The 20,038-nt window shown below is 73.2% G+C and carries 17 protein-coding genes; 9 read left to right on the top strand and 8 right to left on the bottom strand.

Going from position 1 to position 20,038, the window contains the following annotated elements; genetic code table 11:
* Positions 1-5 precede the first annotated feature (5 nt).
* From AB0C03_RS18650 to AB0C03_RS18635, 4 genes are all read left to right on the top strand, one after another.
* A complete protein-coding gene (locus tag AB0C03_RS18650; RefSeq protein WP_030329001.1) occupies positions 6-1,013 on the top strand; it encodes a cytochrome d ubiquinol oxidase subunit II in 1,008 nt (335 codons plus the stop codon).
* Positions 1,010-2,686 carry a thiol reductant ABC exporter subunit CydD gene (cydD, locus tag AB0C03_RS18645; protein WP_357638053.1) on the top strand — a complete coding sequence of 559 codons (1,677 nt, stop codon included), beginning with the start codon at positions 1,010-1,012 and terminating at the stop codon, positions 2,684-2,686. The genes AB0C03_RS18650 and cydD overlap by 4 nt, the downstream gene beginning before the upstream one ends.
* On the top strand, positions 2,683-4,473 hold the full coding sequence (gene cydC / locus AB0C03_RS18640) for a thiol reductant ABC exporter subunit CydC (RefSeq protein WP_357638051.1): 1,791 nt from the start codon (positions 2,683-2,685) through the stop codon (positions 4,471-4,473). The genes cydD and cydC overlap by 4 nt, the downstream gene beginning before the upstream one ends.
* A 68-nt stretch (positions 4,474-4,541) precedes the next feature.
* Positions 4,542-5,213, top strand: coding sequence for a permease prefix domain 1-containing protein (locus AB0C03_RS18635; protein ID WP_357638048.1), 672 nt, complete (start codon positions 4,542-4,544; stop codon positions 5,211-5,213).
* A 22-nt stretch (positions 5,214-5,235) separates the two neighbouring features.
* Here AB0C03_RS18635 and AB0C03_RS18630 read toward each other — a convergent pair whose 3' ends face one another.
* Entirely contained in the window at positions 5,236-5,574 is a 339-nt protein-coding gene (locus AB0C03_RS18630) for a PadR family transcriptional regulator (RefSeq protein ID WP_030329010.1), read from the bottom strand.
* A 160-nt stretch (positions 5,575-5,734) separates the two neighbouring features.
* On the opposite strand from AB0C03_RS18630, the gene AB0C03_RS18625 reads away from it, so the two are divergent.
* Together AB0C03_RS18625 and AB0C03_RS18620 are read left to right on the top strand one after the other, a co-directional pair.
* Complete coding sequence (locus AB0C03_RS18625) at positions 5,735-6,700, top strand: SatS C-terminal domain-containing protein (RefSeq protein WP_210862332.1); 966 nt, start codon at positions 5,735-5,737, stop codon at positions 6,698-6,700.
* A 39-nt stretch (positions 6,701-6,739) separates the two neighbouring features.
* Positions 6,740-9,184 carry a transposase gene (locus AB0C03_RS18620; RefSeq protein ID WP_210867073.1) on the top strand — a complete coding sequence of 815 codons (2,445 nt, stop codon included), beginning with the start codon at positions 6,740-6,742 and terminating at the stop codon, positions 9,182-9,184.
* A 241-nt stretch (positions 9,185-9,425) separates the two neighbouring features.
* On the opposite strand, the gene AB0C03_RS18615 is transcribed toward AB0C03_RS18620, so the two are convergent.
* The 4 genes from AB0C03_RS18615 to AB0C03_RS18600 form a co-directional block, all read right to left on the bottom strand.
* Positions 9,426-10,019: a GTP-binding protein gene (locus tag AB0C03_RS18615; RefSeq protein WP_357638044.1), complete on the bottom strand. Its 594-nt coding sequence runs from the start codon at positions 10,017-10,019 to the stop codon at positions 9,426-9,428.
* A 1-nt stretch (position 10,020) separates the two neighbouring features.
* Positions 10,021-10,398, bottom strand: a complete 378-nt coding sequence (locus tag AB0C03_RS18610; RefSeq protein ID WP_030329021.1) for a DUF742 domain-containing protein — start codon at positions 10,396-10,398, stop codon at positions 10,021-10,023.
* Positions 10,399-10,496: 98 nt separating this feature from the next.
* Positions 10,497-10,901 (bottom strand): roadblock/LC7 domain-containing protein, encoded by a 405-nt coding sequence (locus tag AB0C03_RS18605; protein WP_030329023.1) that lies wholly within the window; start codon positions 10,899-10,901, stop codon positions 10,497-10,499.
* Positions 10,898-14,569 carry a sensor histidine kinase gene (locus AB0C03_RS18600; RefSeq protein ID WP_030329026.1) on the bottom strand — a complete coding sequence of 1,224 codons (3,672 nt, stop codon included), beginning with the start codon at positions 14,567-14,569 and terminating at the stop codon, positions 10,898-10,900. The genes AB0C03_RS18605 and AB0C03_RS18600 overlap by 4 nt, the downstream gene beginning before the upstream one ends.
* A 502-nt stretch (positions 14,570-15,071) precedes the next feature.
* Between AB0C03_RS18600 and AB0C03_RS18595 the strand changes: the two genes are divergently transcribed.
* Positions 15,072-15,365, top strand: coding sequence for a hypothetical protein (locus AB0C03_RS18595; protein ID WP_245233532.1), 294 nt, complete (start codon positions 15,072-15,074; stop codon positions 15,363-15,365).
* Positions 15,366-15,367: 2 nt separating this feature from the next.
* Here the strand turns inward: AB0C03_RS18595 and AB0C03_RS18590 are convergent, their stop codons facing one another.
* On the bottom strand, positions 15,368-16,441 hold the full coding sequence (locus tag AB0C03_RS18590; RefSeq protein WP_030329032.1) for an adenosine deaminase: 1,074 nt from the start codon (positions 16,439-16,441) through the stop codon (positions 15,368-15,370).
* A gap of 255 nt (positions 16,442-16,696) precedes the next feature.
* Between AB0C03_RS18590 and AB0C03_RS18585 the strand changes: the two genes are divergently transcribed.
* Together AB0C03_RS18585 and AB0C03_RS18580 are read left to right on the top strand one after the other, a co-directional pair.
* On the top strand, positions 16,697-16,945 hold the full coding sequence (locus AB0C03_RS18585; protein WP_245233533.1) for a MarR family winged helix-turn-helix transcriptional regulator: 249 nt from the start codon (positions 16,697-16,699) through the stop codon (positions 16,943-16,945).
* Position 16,946: 1 nt separating this feature from the next.
* Positions 16,947-17,951 (top strand): putative RNA methyltransferase, encoded by a 1,005-nt coding sequence (locus AB0C03_RS18580; protein ID WP_357638038.1) that lies wholly within the window; start codon positions 16,947-16,949, stop codon positions 17,949-17,951.
* A 2-nt stretch (positions 17,952-17,953) separates the two neighbouring features.
* Here AB0C03_RS18580 and AB0C03_RS18575 read toward each other — a convergent pair whose 3' ends face one another.
* Together AB0C03_RS18575 and AB0C03_RS18570 are read right to left on the bottom strand one after the other, a co-directional pair.
* Positions 17,954-18,634 carry a DUF4272 domain-containing protein gene (locus AB0C03_RS18575; RefSeq protein WP_030329040.1) on the bottom strand — a complete coding sequence of 227 codons (681 nt, stop codon included), beginning with the start codon at positions 18,632-18,634 and terminating at the stop codon, positions 17,954-17,956.
* Positions 18,635-18,744: 110 nt separating this feature from the next.
* Positions 18,745-20,025: a thymidine phosphorylase gene (locus AB0C03_RS18570; protein ID WP_357638036.1), complete on the bottom strand. Its 1,281-nt coding sequence runs from the start codon at positions 20,023-20,025 to the stop codon at positions 18,745-18,747.
* Between the last annotated feature and the right edge of the window lie 13 nt (positions 20,026-20,038).

Here is a 20,038-nt window from a genome sequence, read left to right as displayed (position 1 = left end):
AGATCGTGGACCTCGCCTGGTACGCAGTGCTCGGCCTCTTTTTCGCCAGCTACCTGGTGCTCGCCGGCTACGACTACGGCGTCGGGCTGCTGCTCTCCCGCGGCGTCGGCCCGGCCGGACGGCGCGAGACGCTCACCGCCCTCGGGCCGTTCTTCCTCGGCAACGAGGTCTGGCTGGTGGCCACCGCGGGCATCCTCTTCGGCGCGTTCCCCCTGCTGGAGGGCGAGTTGCTCGCCGGCTGCTATCCGGTCGTCGTCGGCGCCCTGGTCGGCGTCATCCTGGTCACCGTCGGGGTGCAGTTGCGCAGTCGGCCCAGCAGCGAGCGCAGTCGCGCCCGCTGGGACCGCGTCGTGATGATCGGCAGCGCCCTCGCCGCGCTGGGCTGGGGCGCGCTGCTCGCCGCGCTGTTGCAGGGCGTGCCACTGCGGACCGACGGGCACGTCGCCGGGGTGACCCACCTGGCCACCCCGTTCGCGGCCGCCGCCGGGATCGCCATGGTCACGGTGATCGCGGTGCACGGCGCGACCTTCCTCACACTGCGCCTGTCCGCCGGGGCCGCCGCCGAGGCCGGCCGCACGGCCCGCCGGCTGGTGCCGGTGGCGCTCACCGCGGTCGCCGTGGCCACCGTCGTGGGCCTGCTCTCCGCCCGGGTACGCGACGCCGTGCAGCGACCGGCGGTGGCCGTACTCCTGCCGGTGTTGCTCGTGGCGGCGCTGCTGGCGGCCCGCGCGGCGCTGGCCCGGCAGCGGCCCGGGTGGGCGGTGGTCGCCACCGGCGCGGCCCTGGCGCTGCCGGTGGTGCTGGTCGGAGCCGCTCTCTGGCCCTACGTGCTGGTCTCCACGACCGACCCGGACGCCTCGCTGCGGGTCGCCGACGCCGCCGCCAGCGCGCCGACCCTGCGGCTGCTGGGCTGGGTGGCGCTGCCGCTACTTCCGGCCCTACTAGGCTTCCAGGCGATGTGCTGGTGGGTTTTCCGAGGAAGAACCGACGGCAGGGCTCCGGTGTACTGGTGAGCCGCCGTCCGTTCGACCCGCGTCTGCTGCGCCGGGTCCCCGCGGCCCGGGGCGATCTCGCCGTGCTCGCGCTCCTGGGCGTGCTGGCCGCCGGGTTGATCGTGGCGCAGGCCACCGCGCTCGCGTCGGTGCTGGCCACCGCGATCGACGGCCGGCTGGATCGGCCGGCGCTGGCCGGCTTCGTGGTCACGGTCGCCGCCCGTTCCGCGCTGGTCTGGGCGCAGGGCACGATCTCCGCGCGGGTCGCCGCCACGGTCAAGGCCACGCTGCGGGCCGACCTGCTCGGCGCGGTGGGTCGGCACGGTCCCGGCTGGGTGGCCGGGCAGCGGGCCGGTGAGATCGCCACGCTGGCCGGGCGCGGGTTGGACGCCCTGGACGCGTACTTCACCGGCTACCTGCCGCAACTGGTGCTCAGCGTGACGGTGCCGCTGGCGGTGCTGGCCCGGGTCGTCTTCGCCGACTGGAGCTCGGCGGTGATCATCGCGCTGACGCTGCCGCTGATCCCGGTCTTCGGAGCGCTGCTCGGCTGGCAGGCGCAGGCCGCCACCGAACGGCAGTGGCGGCGGCTCGCGCTGCTCGGCGGGCACTTCCTGGACATGGTGGCCGGGCTGCCCACGCTGCGGGCGTTCGGACGGGCCAGGGGACAGACCGACGTGGTACGCCGGATGGCCGACGGTCACCGCGTCGCCACCATGAAGACGCTGCGGATCGCCTTCCTCTCCGCGCTGGTGCTGGAACTGGTCGCCACCCTCTCGGTGGCGCTGGTGGCGGTGCCGGTCGGCATCCGCCTGCTCAGCGGCGGGCTGGCCCTGCAGACCGCGCTGCTGGTACTGCTGCTGACCCCGGAGGCGTACCTGCCGCTGCGGGCCGCCGGTAGCCGCTTCCACGCCAGCATGGAAGGGCTGACCGCGCTGGACGAGGCGTTGACGCTCTCCGCCGCACCCGCCACGCCTCGGGCCGCCGAAGGCGCCGCCACACCGGACGCGCGGGCCGAGATCCGGTTCGAGGCGGTGACAGTGGCGTACGAGCGGACCACCGCGCTGCGCGACGTGACACTGACCATCCGGCCCGGCGAGCGGATCGCCATCATCGGGCCCAGCGGCGCCGGCAAGAGCACACTGCTCGGCCTGCTGCTCGGCTTCGTGGCACCGACCAGCGGCCGGATCACCGTGGACGGGGTCGACCTCGCCACCGTCGACACCGACGCCTGGCGCCGGCAACTCGCCTGGGTGCCGCAGCGGGCGCACCTCTTCGCCGCCTCGCTGGCCGACAACATCCGCCTCGGCGCGGCGGACACCCCGGCCGACGTACTCGCCGCCGCGGTGCACGACGCCGCCCTGGACGACGTGGTGGCCGGCCTGCCCGACGGCCTGGACACCGTGCTCGGTGAGCGCGGTCACGGGTTGTCCAGCGGGCAGCGGCAGCGGGTGGCACTGGCCCGGGCGTTCCTCCGGGCCGCCCCGGTGGTGCTGCTCGACGAACCCACCGCCCGGCTCGACACCGCGGCCGAGGCGGTGGTGCTCGACGCCACCCGTCGCCTGGTCGCCGGGCGGACCGCAGTGCTGGTCGCGCACCGACCGGCGTTGCTGGCCGACGCCGACCGGATCCTGCGCGTCGAGGACGGTCGGGTCACCGAGTTGACGCCCGAGCCGACCGGGAAGGTCACCCGATGAGCGGGCAACGCGAGCCGACGGCAGCAACCGGGCCGGCCTCGACCGGCCGGGTCGCCGCCGAGCGGGCCGTGCTGCGACTGGCCCGACCGTACTTGGGTCGGCTCGTCGGGGCCGGGCTGCTGGCAGCCGCCACCGAGTTCGCCGGGCTCGCCCTGATGGCCACCGCCACCTGGCTGCTGATGAGTGCCGCCGGTCAACCTCCGCTGGACCGGCTCACCGTGGCGATCGTCGCGGTCCGGGCGCTGGCCATCAGCCGGGGGGTGTTTCGCTACACCGAACGGCTCGCCGGCCACGACGCGGTGCTCCGCATGATCACCGACGTCCGGGCCCGGGTCTTCGCCACCCTGGCGGCCCGCCGAGGTGCCACGCATCGCTCGGGGGACGTGCTGAGCCGCCTGGTCTCCGACGTGGAGGCCGTCCAGGACCTGTTGCTGCGGGTGCTGGTCCCCGCCTCGGCGGCGGCGGTGGTCGGTGTGCTGGCGGTCGCCGTGGCGGCGCTGATCTCCGTACCGGCCGCCGGCGCGCTCACCGTCGGGCTGCTGGTCGCCGGGGTGGCGCTGCCCGCGCTGGCCACCGCTGTCACCCGCCGCAGCGCGGCCGAGGTGGCCCCGCTGCGGGGCGCACTGGCCACGGATGCGATCGACCTCACCCACGGTGCCGCCGACCTGGCCGCGTTCGGGGCGACCGAGGGCGCGCTGCGCGCGGCCGAACAACGCGCCCACCGGCTGGCCCGACTGGAACGTCGGCTGGCCGCCACCGGTTTCGCTGTGGACGCGGCCGGCGTGCTCACCGCCGGCGCGACCGCCGCGGCGGTGGTGCTTGCCGCGCTCGCCGCCGACGTGTCGGGGGTGCTGGTGGGTGTCCTGGCCGTCGGCGCGCTGGCCGCCGTCGAGGTGACGCTGGCGCTGGTCACGGCGGCCCGGCAGTGGACGCAGCTGCGGCCCGGCCTGACGCGGGTGGCCGACCTGCTCGACGCGGAGCCGCAGACCGCGCCGCCCGCGACCGGTCGTACCGACCTGGCCGGCCCGCACGAGCTGCGCTTCGTCGACGTGACGGTGCGGTACCGGGCCGGCGCGGCGCCCGCGTTGGACGGGGTCAGCCTGGACCTGCCGGCGGGACGCCGGATCGCGGTCGTCGGCCCGAGTGGCGCCGGCAAGAGCACACTGGCCGCAGTGCTGACCGGCACCGTCCGGCCCGCGTCCGGCCGGGTCACACTCGACGGTCACGACCTTTCGGCGTACGCCGAGGAGGCGCTTCCCCGCGCCGTCGGCGGGCTGCTGGCCGAGGCGTACGTCTTCCACGCCACGGTGCGGGAGAATCTGCTGCTCGGGCGGCCCGCAGCGGGCGAGGAGGAGCTGACCGCCGCCACCGCCGCCGCCGGTCTGCTGGACTGGGTCCAGGCCCAGCCGGCCGGCTGGGACACAGTGGTCGGCGAGGAGGGCGGGCAGCTCTCCGGTGGGCAGCGGCAGCGGCTGGCGCTCGCCCGGGCCCTGCTCGCCGCGCCGGCGGTGCTGGTGCTCGACGAGCCCACCGAGGGTCTGGACCCGACCGCCGCGGACGCGGTGCTCGCGTCCGCCCTCGCCTTCACCCCCGCCGGGCACTCGGTGCTGCTGATCACCCACCGGCTCAGCGGGCTGGCCGAGCTGGACGAGATCGTGGTTCTCGACGGCGGCCGGGTGATCCAGCGCGGTCGACACGCCGAACTGGTGGCCGCCCCGGGCTGGTACCGGGACCAGTGGCTGCTGCAGACCGCCGCCGAACGCGGATACCTGGCGCTCGCCCCCTGACCCGGCTCCGGGGCGGACCAGGGTTCTCCCGGACGTCGACGCGCCGGGCTCCGTGGCAGGGTGGTGCCATGGCGCGGGGTGAGGACGTGATGGTCGACGAGCACCTGCGGGAGCTTGCCGCCCGGTTGCAGGGGCCGGCGCGACTCAAGTCCGGCCTGCTGACCGAGGCCCGGCACGGGCTGCTGGACGCCGTCGAGGCGTACCGGGAGGGCGGGATGCCACCGACCGAGGCGCAGCGCCGGGCGGTGGCCGAGTTCGGCTCACCGGCGCAGCTGCTCCCCTCCTGGCAGGCCGAACTGGCGGTGGGCGCCCTGCGCGGGCTCTCCCTGCGGATGCTGGCGATCGCCGGGGTGGGGGTCGTCGCCGGCGATCTGACCTGGCGCGGGTCGAGCTGGAGTGGCGGGCCCCGCCCGCCGGCCGGGTATCTGCTGCTCGCCAGCTCGGTCGACTGGATCTGGATGAGCGCGTTGCTGCTCTCGGTGGCCGGTCTGCTGGTGGTCCGGGCGAGCGCGCGGGCGTCGCGCCCGGGCCTGGCCCTGGCGCAGCGTGCGGTGGGCACCGGCCTGACCGGCGTCCTGGTCCTCGGCATCGTGGCCGGCTCCGCGCTCTTCGCCTGGTCAATCGATCTCTTTGACGCGGCGCTGCACTGGCCCCCGATGATCATCGGGTTGGTGTTGGTGGGCGGCGGTTACTTCTCGCTGACCCGGGCGGCGCGCGGCTGGCTGCTGGCCACCCGCTGATCGGCGTCCGGACCGGAGCGGGTCAGGACGGGGTGGGCGGGCTCTCGGGGTCGAGGAACCGGCCGACTGTCAGTTGGAACTCGCGCCACCCGGCGCGCTCCCCGGCCAGCGCCCGCCGGCCCGAGTCGGTGAGCTGGTACGTCCGGCGTTCCCGGCCGCTGACAGTGCTCCAGGTGCTCGCCACGTGCCCGGCGCGTTCCAGCCGGCGCAGCGCCGGATAGATGGTGCCGGTGGGTAGGTCAAGGCTGCCGTCGCTGCGGGCCCGCAACGCCTCGATGATCGCGTAGCCGTGCAGCGCGCCCTGTTCGAGCACGGCGAGCAGCAGAGCGTCGAGATGGCCGTGCAGCGCCTGGGCCTTCATACGTAGCTACGCTACTTGTCGGACGGCCGCTTCGCCAGCGGTGACCACCAGCAGGTCGGACCCGTGCGCCGAGCGGCCACCGGGGTGCGGGCATCGGCCACCCCGGGCCGCCGACTAGGGTATGTGCCCAGAGTCACTCGCCGGTCGGAGACCCCGGTGGGTGGGCAACCCGAAGCACACGGAGGTCAGCGTGGCCCGCCAGTCGCCCCAACGGCCCGACGCCGACGAGCCCGAGCTCGACGACACCACCGGCGCGGCCCAGCCAGACGAGACCGAGGAGACCGACCGCCCGTCGGCGTCGATCGACCGTTCGCTCTGGGACGAGCTGCGCATCGACCCAGTGGAGATCGCGCTGCCCGCCGGCACCGGCTTCACGCTGCGGGCGTACCGGCCGGCCAGCTCGCTGACCCCGACCGACGTGACCGAGCGCGACCAGGACGACCCGTTCCTCGCCCGCCGCCAGGCGGTCGAAGAGGAGGAGGACGACGAGACCGTCGTCATCCTCGACGAGGAGCTGGCCCAGGAGTTCGCCGCCGAGGACGACGACGAGGACGCCACGCGCCGTCGCCGGGACGGCGCCGCCGCTGACACCGACACCGAAGAAGACTCGGACGAGGCCGTCGCGGACGAGGAGAACGACGAGGAGGTGCCGGTCTTCCTCAGCCACCAGGGCAAGCTGCTGCTGTTCAAGACCCCCGAGTCGCTGGTCAGTTTCATCCGATCCGGTGCGCCCAACGATCTGTCCCAACTGGACAGCTGGAATGAATTGTCCGAACGGGTGGAGCCGGCAGATATCGCGCCGCTCGACGAGGACACCTACGAACTCGACCTGGTCGTGGAGAACCTGCGCGGCGGGCACGACACGTGGGACTCGACCCTGCTGATCGAGGCCGGCGAGGTCGCGCGTGACCTCTCGTACGCATTGCGGCTGCCTGCGGTACTCGACATGCTCTCCGCCGGCTCCAGCCTCGACGACCTGGACGAGGCGCTGCGCGCCACGGCCAACGGTGGGATCGGCGCGTTCATGGGTCGCCGACGGCTGAAGAAGATCGGCGCGCAGACCGCGAGTTTGGGTTGGCGCACCATTGTCGGCAAGATCTCTGCGGTGGTGGACTGGCGCGACTGACCCGTACCGGGGAGCATCAGTTGCTGGCAGAGGAAAGACCTGTCCCGGGAGGAGGACGACGCCGTGGCGCTCGTGCGCGTTTACTGCGGTCTGGCCTCGGCGGATCCGGCTGACCGACCGGCCTCCGCCGGCTCGACGCTGACGTCCGCTGTGGTCGACGACGCAGGCCGTCTGCTGCATGTCTGCGAGATCAGCGATGACGCCGCTGGCTACGCCCAGCTCGTCGCGCTGCTCGTGGAGCGGTCGGGCGGGCCGAGCGGTGCGGCCATCGCTGCCGACAGCGACGACCACACGGTCACCTCGCTGCTGAGCGCGGCCGGGCGCCCCCTGGCGATCGCCGACGACGACTCGGTGGACGACTTCGCCGAGCGGTTCGCCGATGACGACTCCCTGGAGGAGATGCAGTCGCCTCCGGCCGAACGACGGGCGGTCGGCCTGGCCCGCGCGTTGCAGGCGGGGGCGCTCTCCGCCGTCACCCTGCCGGCACCCCGGGACCTCGCCGGCTACAAGCAGGTGCTCTCGGCGCATGCCGCGCTGGCCAGTGGTCGACACTCCGCCGCCGTGGCGCTGCGCGAGGTTCTGCGGGAGCTCTACCCGGCAGCCCTGCGCGCCTACCCCGACCCGGCCGAGCCGGTCTCGCTGGCCGTGCTGGACGCGCTGCCCGAGCCGGGCATGCTCGGCGGCACCGTGGCCCGGGGCCGCGAGGTGTCGGTCGCGGCGGATGCCATCGCGGCGCACCTGGCCGCCGACGGGGTCGCCGACGCCGATGAGATCAACGAAGCGGTCACCGCCCTACGGGTCGCCATCTCCGAGACCCCCCGACGCGCCGCGGTCAACCGGGCCCTCACGTCCGCGGTGGCCGAGACGGTCCGCCAGGCCGTCGCCTCCGTCCGGGCGTGCGACGCCGGGTGCGAGGCGTTGGTCAGCGCGCTCAGCTCACGGGTCAGCACTCCGGTTCAGGCACCCGGCCGCCGGGCCGCCGCCCGTCGTGGCGAGTCCGTCGGTGAGCTGACCGGCCTGGCCGGCACCAACGCCGCCTTGACCGGCCTCTCCGGCGCCAACGCCGGACTGCGGTCGGTCCGACCCACCCCGGCAGCCGCCGATCCGGCACCCGCCGGGCGGCGCAGCCGCCCCGAGCCGATCCCCGGTAACGCGCCGCTGGCGTCGCCCCGCCCGCTCGGGCCACCACCAGTTGCCCCGGCACCGGTCACGCCCCCTCCGGTCGCCCCCGCGCCGATGGCTCCGGCGGCGATGGCTGGTTCGCCGTCACCCACGCTGCCCAGCCGCACCGAGTCGACCTCCAGCCGGATCGACGGCCCGACCAACCGACCGGTGTCCGCACCGCCGCCTCCGCCGCCCGGGATCACCCCGATCGCGCCGACACAGCGCGGCATGGTGCCTCCGGCCGAGGCTGGTGAGCCGTTCCGGCCGACGCTGACCACCGCCGCGATCAACAACGCGCGGGCCGAACGGCAGCGTACTGTCATTCCGCCCCGCCCCAAGACCAACGGCGAGCCCCGGCCGAGCCACCTGCAACGGCCGGTCGACGAGCCACCCACCGGCGGCTTCAGCGCCACCGACCTCAGCATTCCGGTGCCGACCCCCCGGCCTGGCCAGGAGCCCGCGGCACCGCCCGGCTCCCGCGCCAACTGGCCGCTGGTCAACAACCCGGAGGACCCGGCCGACAGCTCACCGAACAACCCGGTGGCCTACCCGTACGGCGGAAGCCGCGGGGTGGACGCCCCGACCGACCCGGGCCGGGCCGACGGTCGCGTCACCCCGCCCTGGCTGGCGGACGACCTGCCACCGGAGCCGCCGATGCTGCGGTTGGTGGAGCCGCCGCCGCTGGCCGACCGGGCCCTGCGCGAAGGGCTCAACCCTGCCTCGGATCAGCACCTGGAGACGCCGCCGCTGCGCCTGGTCGACCGCGAGCAGGCCGCCCGCAACGGCCGGGCGGCCGCCCGAACCGAGCGCGCCCCCGAGCACCGGCCGGCTCCCCCGGTCGAGCACCGGCCGCCTCCGATGGAGCACCGGCCGCCGCCGGTCGCCGACGAGGGCGACGGCGACCTGCTGATCTTCGCGCAGGCCAAGTCGGCCTGGTTCGTCGGGCACGCCGACGAGTCCGACCTGGACTGGTCGACCACCGCCGACACCGGCTGGCAGGCCGCGGAGCAGGCCGCCCGCCCGGCGGTGGGCGCCGAAACCAACGCCGGGCTACCGAAGCGTGTGCCTCAGGCCAACCTGGTGCCGGGTTCCCCGCTGCGCGAGGAGCGCCCATTGCGGATAGTGCGTGATGCGGCAAGCCTCGCCGAGAACACGACCGGCTACTTCCGGGGTTGGCGTCGTGGTCAGGAGATCGGCGGTTTCGCGGTGGGCGGTCGGCCCGGTCGTGAGGCGGCCGGCGGCTGGGACTTCAGCCGCGACCACGGGGACCGCGACGATGACCGCGAGTACGAGTACCGGTCGGCGGGCTACCAGTCCTGATCCTTGTCACCGTGCACAAGCGCCCTCAGTCAGCTGACTGAGGGCGCTTGTGTGTCTGCCGGAGAACCCCGGACACGACGACGCCGCCTCCTCGACCACCGAAGACCCACGCGCCCCCACCAGGTGGGGGCGGAGAGCGTCCACGATCGTCAAGGAGGCGGCGGAGCGTACGGTGACGCGGCGGGCAGGGTGCTACGCCCGATGGCGGCCGGAGCCACCACCGGGGCGTGCAGCGCCGCGATCAGGCCGGGGCGACAGCGCGCGTACGGCGCATGGTCAGCACGTACTCGACCAGCGAGATCAGCACGTGCTTCGTCGACTCCCGGTTACGGGCGTCGCAGGCCACCACCGGCACGTCGCTCGAGATCGCCAAGGCGTCCCGGACGTCCTGCGGGTCGTGGTACTGCATCCCGTCGAAGCAGTTGATCGCCACCAGGTACGGCAGGCGTCGGTGCTCGAAGAAGTCGATCGCCGCGAAGCAGTCGGCCAGCCGGCGAGTGTCCACCAGCACGACCGCACCGATCGCACCCCGCACCAGTTCGTCCCACATGAACCAGAAACGGGTCTGACCCGGCGTACCGAACAGGTACAGGATCAGGTCACGGTCGATCGAGATCCGGCCGAAGTCCATGGCCACCGTGGTCGTCGTCTTGCCCGGCACCTGCCGGGTGTCGTCGACGCCCACGCCAGCGGAGGTCATGATGGCCTCGGTGGTCAGCGGCGTGATCTCCGAGACCGAGCCGACCAGCGTCGTCCTGCCGACGCCGAATCCACCGGCGATAACGATCTTCGCCGACGTCACGCGGCCGCTCGGGTTCGGCGGGCGGTGCGACATGTCAGAGCCTGCGAAGTCCACTCAGCACCCTCTCCAGCAGTTCAGTGCCCACCGCGTCGTCGGAGTCGTCCAAAATGGTCGGCTCGTGGACCGCGACCAGGCCGTCCGTCGCCATGTCGGCGATGAGCACCCGGGCCACACCGAGCGGGAGCTGCATCCGCGCCGCGATCTCCGCGAGCGACTGCACGCGTCCGTCACACAGCGCGGCGATGTACTGGTGTTCGCGGCCCTGGCCGCCGTTGCCATTGGCAGCGGCCCGGCCGCGCACCGTCGTCTCGACGAGCGCCTCCAGCGCGATGTCGAGCCGGGGACGGGTGCGACCACGGGTCACGGCGTATGGACGGACCAACGCTCCGGTCGGTTCGTCACGATCGGCCATCTCGCCGCTCACCTCCTTCGCACCCGTTACCGGCTCCCACCGGTGAAACCCGTCGTTGTCGTTGTTGCAGTCGTGCCGACCTCACGATCGGCGAAACGTCAGCCCAGCATGCCCGCAGCCGCACGCGGCTGCGGGGTCAACGCGTCGCCCACCCGGTCGACCAGCAGCGCCATCTCGTAGCCGACCTGGCCCACGTCGGAGCTGCGGGCTGCCAGCACGGCGAAGGACGAGCCGTCCGAGATGGACATCAGGAACAGGAAGCCATTGTCCATCTCCACGACGGTCTGCAACACCGCGCCTCCCTCGAAGCAGCGTGCTGCCCCCTGGGTCAGACTGACCAGACCCGACGAGATCGCGGCGAGCTGGTCTGCCCGGTCGCGCGGCAGATCCCGTGACGACGCGAGGAGTAGGCCGTCCGCCGACACGGCGACCGCATGCGCGACGCCGGGCACCCGGTCGGCGAAGTTGGCGAGCAGCCAACCAAGATCCTGCGTAGTTGTCATCCTTCTTGCTCCTTCTGCCCGCTCCCGGCCACCGGGCCTGAGCCAGACTGCGAGGATTGCCCTCCCGGAGTCGCCTCCGGGCTGGTCGGGTTGTCCGAGGTGCTACGCCCTCGCTGCACGCCCCGATGGTAGGCGGAGAGCAGGCCACGGACCGCCTCCGGGGAGCGCCGCTGGACCGAGGTGGTGGGCTTCTCCACCGCGCCGGGCACCAGCTGCGCCATCGGCTTGCGCTTCGGCAGACCGGTCGTGGTGGTCTCGCTCACCGGCGCCGCGCCGGCCGCCGCGGAGGCAGCACGCCAACCGTCGTCGGCAGCGGTCTGCCAGCCGTTGCTCTGCGGTTGGGGCCGGCGGTTCGGCAGGCTCTCGGCGAGGCTCGGGCGGGTGCCCTCGTTCGCTGTGGAGCCGTTGTCCCGCGGCGCTCCTCCGGCCGTCGGAGTGTCTGCCATCGGTGTGTTACCTGTCGTCCCGGGTGCTGTCTTGTGGCCTGCCCGACCGGTGGCCTCGACCGTGGCGAACTGCTGGGTCGCGGAGTCGCCGTTCGTCGCCGGCTGGGCGCCAGCCGCGGTCTCCTCGGAGCCCGGGCGACGGGTACGGAACCAGGCCGACTCGAGCTCCCGGAAGATCGGCAGCTCCATCGTCTCGTCCGCGTACCGCTGGCGGTTCTGTGCCGGTGGCTGCTGCGGCGCCGGCCGAGTCTGCGCAGCCGCGGCGGCCGGGGTCTGCGGAGCCTGGGCCTGCGGGGCCGAGGTCTGCGGAGCCGGCTGAGCCGGGGCCGGCTGCTCACCGGGCCGCGGCACCCGCGGCAGTTCCGTCGTCATGTCCAGCGCGGCGGCGAGCCGCTCTGGCACCGGCGGGGTGGCGGTGTCCCGGTCGCTACCCGGCACCGGCGGCCAGGCCGGCGGCGCCGGAGCACTGGCCGCCTGCGCGGGCGGCGCGGACCGGGGCTCGAACCCGCTGAACGACTGACCCGAGGCGGGCGGTGCCGAGTAGGGCTGAGCCGAGGCGGGCGGCGCCGAGTACGGCTGACCCGAATACGGCTGGCCCGAGTACGGCTGACCGGACGCCGGCGAGGCCGAGACCGGCGACGCCGACACCGGCGGACCGGCGTACGGCTGACCGGAGGCCGGCGCGGCGGACACCGGGGCGCCACCGTACGGCGCACCCGAGTAGGGCTGCGCGGAGTAGGGCTGACCGGAGGCCGGCGAGGCGGAGACCGGCGCCCCCGAGTACGGCTGCGCGGAGACCGGCGGCGCCGAATACTGGTGCGTTTCGGGGCTGCTCGGCAGCTGACGCGGGATGGACGGCTGCTGGCCGGTCGAAGGCTCGTCCCCGGCCCGGCGCTGCGGCAGCGGGTCGGTCCCCTGGCCGTTGGCCGACCGGGGGGTGAACCCGTCGCCGCCGTTCGTCCCGGCCGCGCCGGTCAGATCGGACCAGGCGGGCATCGAGCGGTACGTACCACCGTTGGCGGGGGTGCCGGCGCCGTTGCGCGACGCGGGCTCGAACGGACGGCCGCCCAGGGTGACCTGGTTGCCGGACGACTCGCTGGGGCGAGGGCCGTTGCCCAGGGCGGGCAACGCGCCGAAGACCGGCGTGGGCCCACCCGACTGCGGACCACCGAACTGGGGTGCACCGCCCGCCGCCGGCAGCGCCGGAGGCTGCTGCACCCGGCCGGACAGCGCCCGGGGCACCAGGACTGAGGTGGGCAGGGTCACTTCGGCGACGGTGCCGCGGTCGTTGCCGGGGCGCAGCTCCACCCGGACCCCGTGCCGCGACGCCAGCCGGGCGACCACGACCAGGCCCATCATCCGGGACACCGCCACATCCACCTGGGGCGGCGTCGCGAGCCGCTCGTTCAGGTCGTGCAGCTGCTCGGCGCTGATGCCGATGCCGCGGTCCTCGACGTACAGCGAGGAACGGTCGCCGACCCGGCGGGCCTCGACCATGACCTGCGAGTCGGGCGGGGAGAACGCGGTGGCGTTGTCGAACAGCTCAGCGACGAGGTGCACCAGGTCGTTGACCGCGTGCGCGGCGACCTCGATGTCCCGGTCGATGACGCCGAACTCGATCCGGGTGTAGTGCTCGACCTCGGACTGCGCGGCGCGCAGCACGTCGATGAGAGCGGCCGGCTCACGCTGCACACGGGTGGAGTCGGCGCCGGCGAGCACCAGCAGGTTCTCGTCGTTGCGGCGCATCCGGGTGGCGAGGTGGTCCAGCTGGAACAGCTCGGCCAGCCGGTCCGGGTCTTCCTCGCCGCGCTCCAGCCGGTCGAGGTGCCCGATGAGGCGGTCGACCAGGATCTGTGAACGGCGGGCCAGGTTGACGAACATGGTCGCGACGGAGGCGCGCAGTGCGGCCTGCTCGGCGGCGGTACGGACGGCTTCCAGGTGGACGGCGTTGAACGCCTCGGTCACCTGGCCGAACTCGTCCTTGCTGCGCACCGGTAGCGGCTCGGCGATCTGGTTGGCCAGCTGCACCGGGGACAACTGCCCGACGACCTGCGGGTCGCGCAGGCGGGCCACCGCCTGTGGCAGGCCGTACTGGGCGACGGAGAGCGCGCCCTGCCGCAGCTCACGTAGTGAGCGGGCCATCGAGCGGGCCACCAGGTACGCGAAGAGGATGGCCAGCAGCAGCATGCTGAGCAGCAGGCCGGTCTCCAGGAAGACCTGGCGCTGGACGTCGGACCGGAGGTTGTCGGCCTGGTTGACCACTTCGCCGTCGAGTTTGCGCTCAACGGTGCGGATCAGCTTGGCGTTGGCCGTCATGGCGGCTTCCCACTGGTCCGGGCCGAACGGGGCGCCACGCATGTCGCCGGTGGTGTTGCCGTCGATCCAGCCGGTGTAGTTCTGCGCCTGCCGGCGGTCGCCGCCGGCGACCGTCTGGTCGTGGAACTTCGCGTCGTCCGGGGTGGCCACGGCCTTGAAGCTCTGCAGAGCCTGCTGCTGGCCGGTGTCACTGGCGACGTAGTCCCTGCGCAGTGCCGGGGTCAGGCGCTTTCCGCCCTTGACGCCCAGCGCGCGGTGCACCACGACCCGGCGGGCGGCGAGGAACTCCTTCTCCCGGGCGACCGCCGCGGCGGCGCGCATCCGGTCGCTCAGCTGGTTGTCACCGGCGAGCTGCGTGGACGAGTCACGGATGGCGAGCAGGTCGCTGATCAGACCCTCGTACGCCTGCACGGTCTCGGTGAGCGCGAGCTTTCCGTTGAACACCTGGCTGCGGACGCCCGACAGGTCCTGCAGGTTCTGGTCGATGCTGTCGAGCAGACCCTCCAGGCTGCTCGGCAGGTCCTCGATCTCGGCCCGCTGCTGCCGGTAGGGGGCAGCTTCCTGGTCGACCCGGGAGTTCACCCGGTTGTAGGCCTCCTGGTACTGCGCCGTCGGCTGCGTCCCGTCTGCGCCCAGCAGCAGCACGGCGGCGGTCCGCTCGTCCTGCAGGGCGTCGACCAGGTCACCCGAGTAGCTCGACAGGTTGGCCAGGTCGCCAGCTCGGTTGGCATTGTTGAGCGTCTCCAGGTGGTCGACAAGACCACTGGTGCCCACCACGACCGTGGCGATGGTCGGCACGATCATGATGAGACCGAGCTTGGACCAGATCGGCATGTCCCGGAGCCGGCTGGCCGGCCGGCGCAGCCGCGACAGGAAGGAGCCCGCCGTCTTTGGCCGTTTGCTCACGTCACCGCCCTCGCGATTACAGCTTGAACGCGTTGCCCCGGGCAACGCCCAGCGACCGACCCGGCGGGTCGGACCCCCGAGATTCCATCACGCCGGTCGACAAGAAGAAAGCCCAGGTTGTCCCCAACCGAAGGTGTGATGAGATGTTGATGCGATTTGATAGCAGTCTGTCTGGCCGGAGTAACTGAAGGTAATGGAACATCCGCACCGCGTGGTCCTACTAGCCGGCCCTTCTGGGTCCGGAAAGTCGTACATAGCGCAGCAAACCGGCTTGCCGGTGCTCTGCTTGGACGACTTCTACAAAGACGGCGATGACCCTACGTTGCCGCTACGAAACGGCCAGGTGGATTGGGAATCGCCGCAGTCGTGGGACGCCCCCGGTGCGGTGGAAATCATTGCCCGACTTGCCCGTGAGGGTCGAGCCGATGTGCCGGTTTATGCGATCGGCGCCGATCGACGGGTGGCCACCCGGCCATTTGATGTCGCCGGTTCGCCAATTTTCGTGGCCGAAGGGATCTTCGCCGCCGAGATCGTCGAGGAGTGTCGTCGACTCGGCCTGCTCGCCGGGGCGTACGCGCTGCGCCGCCCGCGTGGGGCGACCTTCCTGCGCCGACTCGCCCGCGACCTGTCCGAGCAGCGCAAGGCGCCCCGGGTGCTGATTCGGCGCGGGGTGGCGCTGCTGCGGGCCGAGCCCGCGGTGCTGCGTCGGCAGATGGGCCTGGGCGCGGAGGCGGCCCGTGCCCGGGAGGTGCTGAGCCGGGTGGCCAGCCTGCTCGCCGGCCACCCGCACGGCTGAGCTCAGGCCAGCAACTTCGCGTACGCCGGCTTGATCACCTCATCGATGATCCGCAGTCGCTCGTCGAACGGGATGAAGGCGCTCTTCATCGCGTTGATGGTGAACCACTGCAGTTCCTTCCACCCGTAGCCGAACGTCTCCACCAGCAGCGACATCTCCCGTGACATGGAGGTGCCGCTCATCAGCCGGTTGTCGGTGTTGACTGTCACCCGGAAGCGCAGGTCCCGCAGCAGGCCGATCGGGTGATCCGCGATCGAGTCCACCGCACCGGTCTGCACGTTCGACGAGGGGCACAACTCCAGCGGGATGCGCTTGTCCCGGACGTACGCGGCCAACCGGCCGAGCGAGCCGTCGGGCGCGATGTCGTCGACGATCCGCACCCCGTGGCCGAGCCGGTCCGCTCCGCACCACTGGATCGCCTGCCAGATCGACGGCAGACCGAACGCCTCGCCGGCGTGGATGGTGAAGTGGAAGTTCTCCCGTTGCAGGTATTCGAAGGCGTCCAGGTGTCGGGTGGGCGGGAAGCCCGCCTCGGCGCCGGCGATGTCGAAGCCGACCACCCCGGCGTCGCGGTGCCGCACGGCCAACTCGGCGATCTCCTGCGAGCGGGCGGCGTGCCGCATCGCGGTCAGCAGGGTGCCCACCCGGATGCTCAGGCCCGCCTCGACCGCTTGGGCGGTGCCCTCGGCGAACCCGGCCAGCACCGCCTCGACCACCTCGTCCAGGCTGAGGTCCCGCTCCAGGTGCTGCTCCGGGGCGAAGCGCACCTCGGCGTAGACCACCCCGTCGGCGGCCAGGTCGAGGGCGCACTCACGAGCCACCCGACGCAGCGCGGGCGCGGTCTGCATGACCGCCACGGTGTGCGCGAACGTCTCCAGGTAACGCTCCAGGGAGCCGGAGTCCGCCGCGTCCGCGAACCAGCGTCCGAGCGCCTCCGGGTCGGTGGTGGGCAGTTCGTGGCCCACCTCGGCGGCCAGGTCGACGATCGTCGCCGGCCGCAGCCCACCGTCGAGGTGGTCGTGCAGCAGCGCCTTCGGGACCTTGACGATGTCCTCGTACCGGATAGTTGCGACCATGCTCAGACCCTAGTCAGCGGCCCGGACGGACCGGGACGGGACCGGCCGGGCGTCACGGCCGCCAGCCGTAGACCCGGTCCACGGCGAGGCGGATCACCAGTCGCCCGTCGGCCGTTGACATGTCATCGAATCTGGGCGGCGAATCGATGACATGTCAACCAACCGGTAGACTCGTCGGGTGGACGCAACCCGGTGGCTGGCTGCACGCGAGGATTGCTCCGGTCGCGCAGCCGGCTCTCCCACCACCTGACCCGCATGCAGCAGCGTGGCCTGGTCACCCGCGAGGAGTGCGCCGACGACGCCCGCGGCTCGGTCGTCGTCCTCACCCCCGCCGGTCGGCGGGCCATCGAGACCGCCGCACCCGGCCACGTGGCCGCCGTCCGCCGGCACCTGATCGACCTGCTCACGCCGACGGAGATCGACGCGCTCGGCGCGCTCACCCACCGGGTGGTCGACCACCTCGGCGGGCGGGCGCCGCAGCCACGGCACGCTTCGGAGGCCTGACGTGGACCCCCGCATCCTCCACCGACTGCGCTGCCCGGTCTGCGGCGAGCCGCTGGCCGAGACGACAGCCGGCACCGCCAGGGCACTGCGCTGCCCGCGCCGGCACAGCTTCGACATCGCCCGCCAGGGGTACGTCAACCTGCTCGCCGGACGCGCCCCGCACTCCGGCGACACCGCCGAGATGGTGGCCGCCCGCGCGGACTTCCTCGCCGCCGGGCACTACGACGTCATCTCAGCCGCCCTCGCCGCTGCCGCGACGGACGCCGTCGGCCGGCTGCTCGCCACGACCGCCACGCGTCCGCGACCCACCCCGCCCGCGCCTCACCCGCCAACCGACACGACGGTTTCCGGGCAGAGCCGGCGCACCGACGGCGGCGCAGCAGAGCAGACAACGGCAGCGGTACGCGCCGAACCCGCATCCGACGTCGACGCGTACCCCCTGGTGGTGGATGCCGGCGCCGGCACCGGCCGGTACCTCGGCGCGGTGCTGGCGGCGCTGCCCGACGCCGTGGGTCTGGCTCTGGACGTGTCCAAACCGGCACTGCGCCGCGCGGCCCGTGCCCACCCTCGGGCCGCCGCCGCGCTCGCCGACACCTGGCAGCGACTGCCGCTCGCGGACGCCTCGACCGCGGTGCTGCTGAACGTCTTCGCCCCGCGAAACGGCGCCGAGTTCCACCGGGTGCTCGACCCGGCCGGGACGCTGCTGGTGGTCACGCCCGACACCGACCATCTCGCCGAGTTGGTGGATGCCCTCGACCTGCTGCGGGTGGACCCGGACAAGGCCGACCGGGTGACCGACAGCCTGGGCGGGCACTTCACGCCGGCCGGCTCGGCCGTGCACCGGGCGCAGCTGACACTGACCCGGCCGGAGGCCGCCAGCCTGGTCGGGATGGGCCCGAGCGCCTGGCACACCGCCCCGGACGCGCTCGCCGCCCGGCTGGCCGCCCTGCCCGAACCGGTCCGGGTGACGGTGGCGGTGCGGGTGGACGCATACCGGCCCCACTGACCTCAGGTGGACAGGTCGACCTCTTCCCAACCGGGCGGCTCGTCGTGGTACGGCCCCCGCAGGATCACCGCCCACTCCAACGCCCAACGCCGCTGCCCGATCGCGTTCGCGTCGACCAGGCCCGGCGCGCGCCGGCCGCCGCGCTCGGTCTCCAGGTACGCCCAGTCCAGGCAGTAGTGCAGGTCGAGCAGGGCGGCCGCGTCGGCCGGGTGCTGTGGCGCCGTGAGGATCCGGGAGCGCCAGTGCGGGAAGGTCTCCCCCTCGGCGATGTGCGGCAGCCGCTCGATCAGCCGCTCGTCGACGGCCAGGGTGGGGTCGAGCTGCTTGCTCAGGCCGAGCACCCAGGCCAGCGCGAAGAGCGCGTCGTGGTGCAGCACGAACGACCGGTGGTCGCCCTTGCCGCCCATCACGAACTGCCACTCCGGCGGGGTGACCATGTCGACCAGGTGCGAGCCGAGCAGCCAGCTCATCGCCGCCTGCGGGGGCATCCCGAAGCAGCGGGCCAGGATCAGGTGCAGCACCGCGATCCTCGCCTCGATCTCCCCGGTCGGGCGTAGGTCGATCTGGTCACCCGGCTCCCAGACGAGGGGAAACTGGGCCGGCGGCAACGGCAGGCCCAGCCGGGACAGCTCGTCCAGGCTCGCCTCGCGCACCTCACGTGGGTCGGGGGCAGCAACGCTCACGGCGGATCTTCCTGTCTGCTCGCGCCGGCGCAAGGCCGGTTGTCCCCCCTTGGCCTGCGACAATAGCGCTCCCAGGTGACTGGCACCACGCCAGGGCGACAGCGAATCGATCAGCCGACGCGTTCGATGACCAACGACGTCGCGGCCGGGGCCGTCGACGCGATCCGCACCGCGTCGGCGGCCTCGGTCAGCGCGGCCGGAATCCGCGTCGCGTCCTCGGCACGCAGCTCGTAGAGCGGGTCACCGGCCCGCACCTCGTCACCCGGGCGCTTGTGCAGCACCACACCGGCCGGCACGCTCACCGGGTCCTCCTTGCGGGCCCGACCCGCGCCGAGCCGCCACGCGGCAACCCCCATGGCGTACGCGTCGACAGCCGCGACGTAGCCGTCCCGCTCGGCGCGGACGACCTCCACCTCGGCGGCCGTTGGCATCGACGCGTCCGGGTCGCCGCCCTGCGCCCGGATCATCGCCCGCCAGGAGTCCATCGCCCGACCATCACGCAGCGCCGCCGCCGGGTCGGCGTCCGGCAGGCCGGCGGCGTCGAGCATCTCCCGGGCCAGGGCGAGGGTCAGCTCCACCACGTCGGCCGGTCCGCCGCCGGCCAGCACCTCGACCGACTCGGTCACCTCGACCGCGTTGCCGATCGCCAGGCCCAACGGGGTGGACATGTCGGTGAGCAGGGCGACGGTCCGCACACCGTGCGCCCCGCCCAGCTCGACCATGGTGCGCGCCAACTCACGGGCCTGGTCGACGGACTTCATGAAGGCGCCGGAGCCGACCTTGACGTCGAGGACCAGCGCGCCGGTCCCCTCGGCGATCTTCTTGCTCATGATCGAGCTGGCGATCAGCGGGATCGCCTCCACGGTGCCGGTCACGTCGCGCAGCGCGTACAGCTTGCGATCGGCGGGCGCGAGCCCGGCACCGGCCGCGCAGATCACCGCACCGACGTCGTCGAGCTGGGCGATGAACTCGTCGTTGCTCACCGTGGCCCGCCAGCCCGGGATGGACTCCAACTTGTCCAGCGTGCCGCCGGTGTGCCCGAGACCCCGGCCGCTGAGCTGCGGCACCGCCGCGCCACAGGCTGCCACCAGCGGGGTGAGCGGCAGAGTGATCTTGTCGCCGACGCCGCCGGTGGAGTGCTTGTCGACAGTCGGCCGGCGTACGGCCGACAGGTCCAGCCGCTCACCGCTGGCGATCATCGCGGCGGTCCACCGGGCGATCTCGGGCGCGGTCATGCCGTTGAGCAGGATCGCCATCGCCAGCGCGGACATCTGCTCGTCGGCGACAACCCCCCGGGTGTACGCGTCGACCACCCAGTCGATCTGCGCGTCCGACAGCACGCCCCCGTCCCGCTTGACCCGAATAACGTCCACAGCAGCAAAACCACTCATCAAATGATCTTTC

Source organism: Micromonospora parva (genome assembly GCF_040649675.1).
GTDB lineage: Bacteria > Actinomycetota > Actinomycetes > Mycobacteriales > Micromonosporaceae > Micromonospora > Micromonospora parva.
Note: the sequence above shows the minus strand (reverse complement) of the source record. Positions and strands in the feature narration are given on the sequence as shown.

Coding starts and splice junctions, on each gene's coding strand:
- cydC (WP_357638051.1), top strand. CDS start 2,683: ATGAGCGGGCAACGCGAGCCGACGGCAGCAACCGGGCCGGCCTCGACC.
- AB0C03_RS18635 (WP_357638048.1), top strand. CDS start 4,542: ATGGCGCGGGGTGAGGACGTGATGGTCGACGAGCACCTGCGGGAGCTT.
- AB0C03_RS18630 (WP_030329010.1), bottom strand. CDS start 5,574: ATGAAGGCCCAGGCGCTGCACGGCCATCTCGACGCTCTGCTGCTCGCC.
- AB0C03_RS18615 (WP_357638044.1), bottom strand. CDS start 10,019: ATGTCGCACCGCCCGCCGAACCCGAGCGGCCGCGTGACGTCGGCGAAG.
- AB0C03_RS18610 (WP_030329021.1), bottom strand. CDS start 10,398: ATGGCCGATCGTGACGAACCGACCGGAGCGTTGGTCCGTCCATACGCC.
- AB0C03_RS18605 (WP_030329023.1), bottom strand. CDS start 10,901: ATGACAACTACGCAGGATCTTGGTTGGCTGCTCGCCAACTTCGCCGAC.
- AB0C03_RS18590 (WP_030329032.1), bottom strand. CDS start 16,441: ATGGTCGCAACTATCCGGTACGAGGACATCGTCAAGGTCCCGAAGGCG.
- AB0C03_RS18585 (WP_245233533.1), top strand. CDS start 16,697: ATGCAGCAGCGTGGCCTGGTCACCCGCGAGGAGTGCGCCGACGACGCC.
- AB0C03_RS18570 (WP_357638036.1), bottom strand. CDS start 20,025: ATGAGTGGTTTTGCTGCTGTGGACGTTATTCGGGTCAAGCGGGACGGG.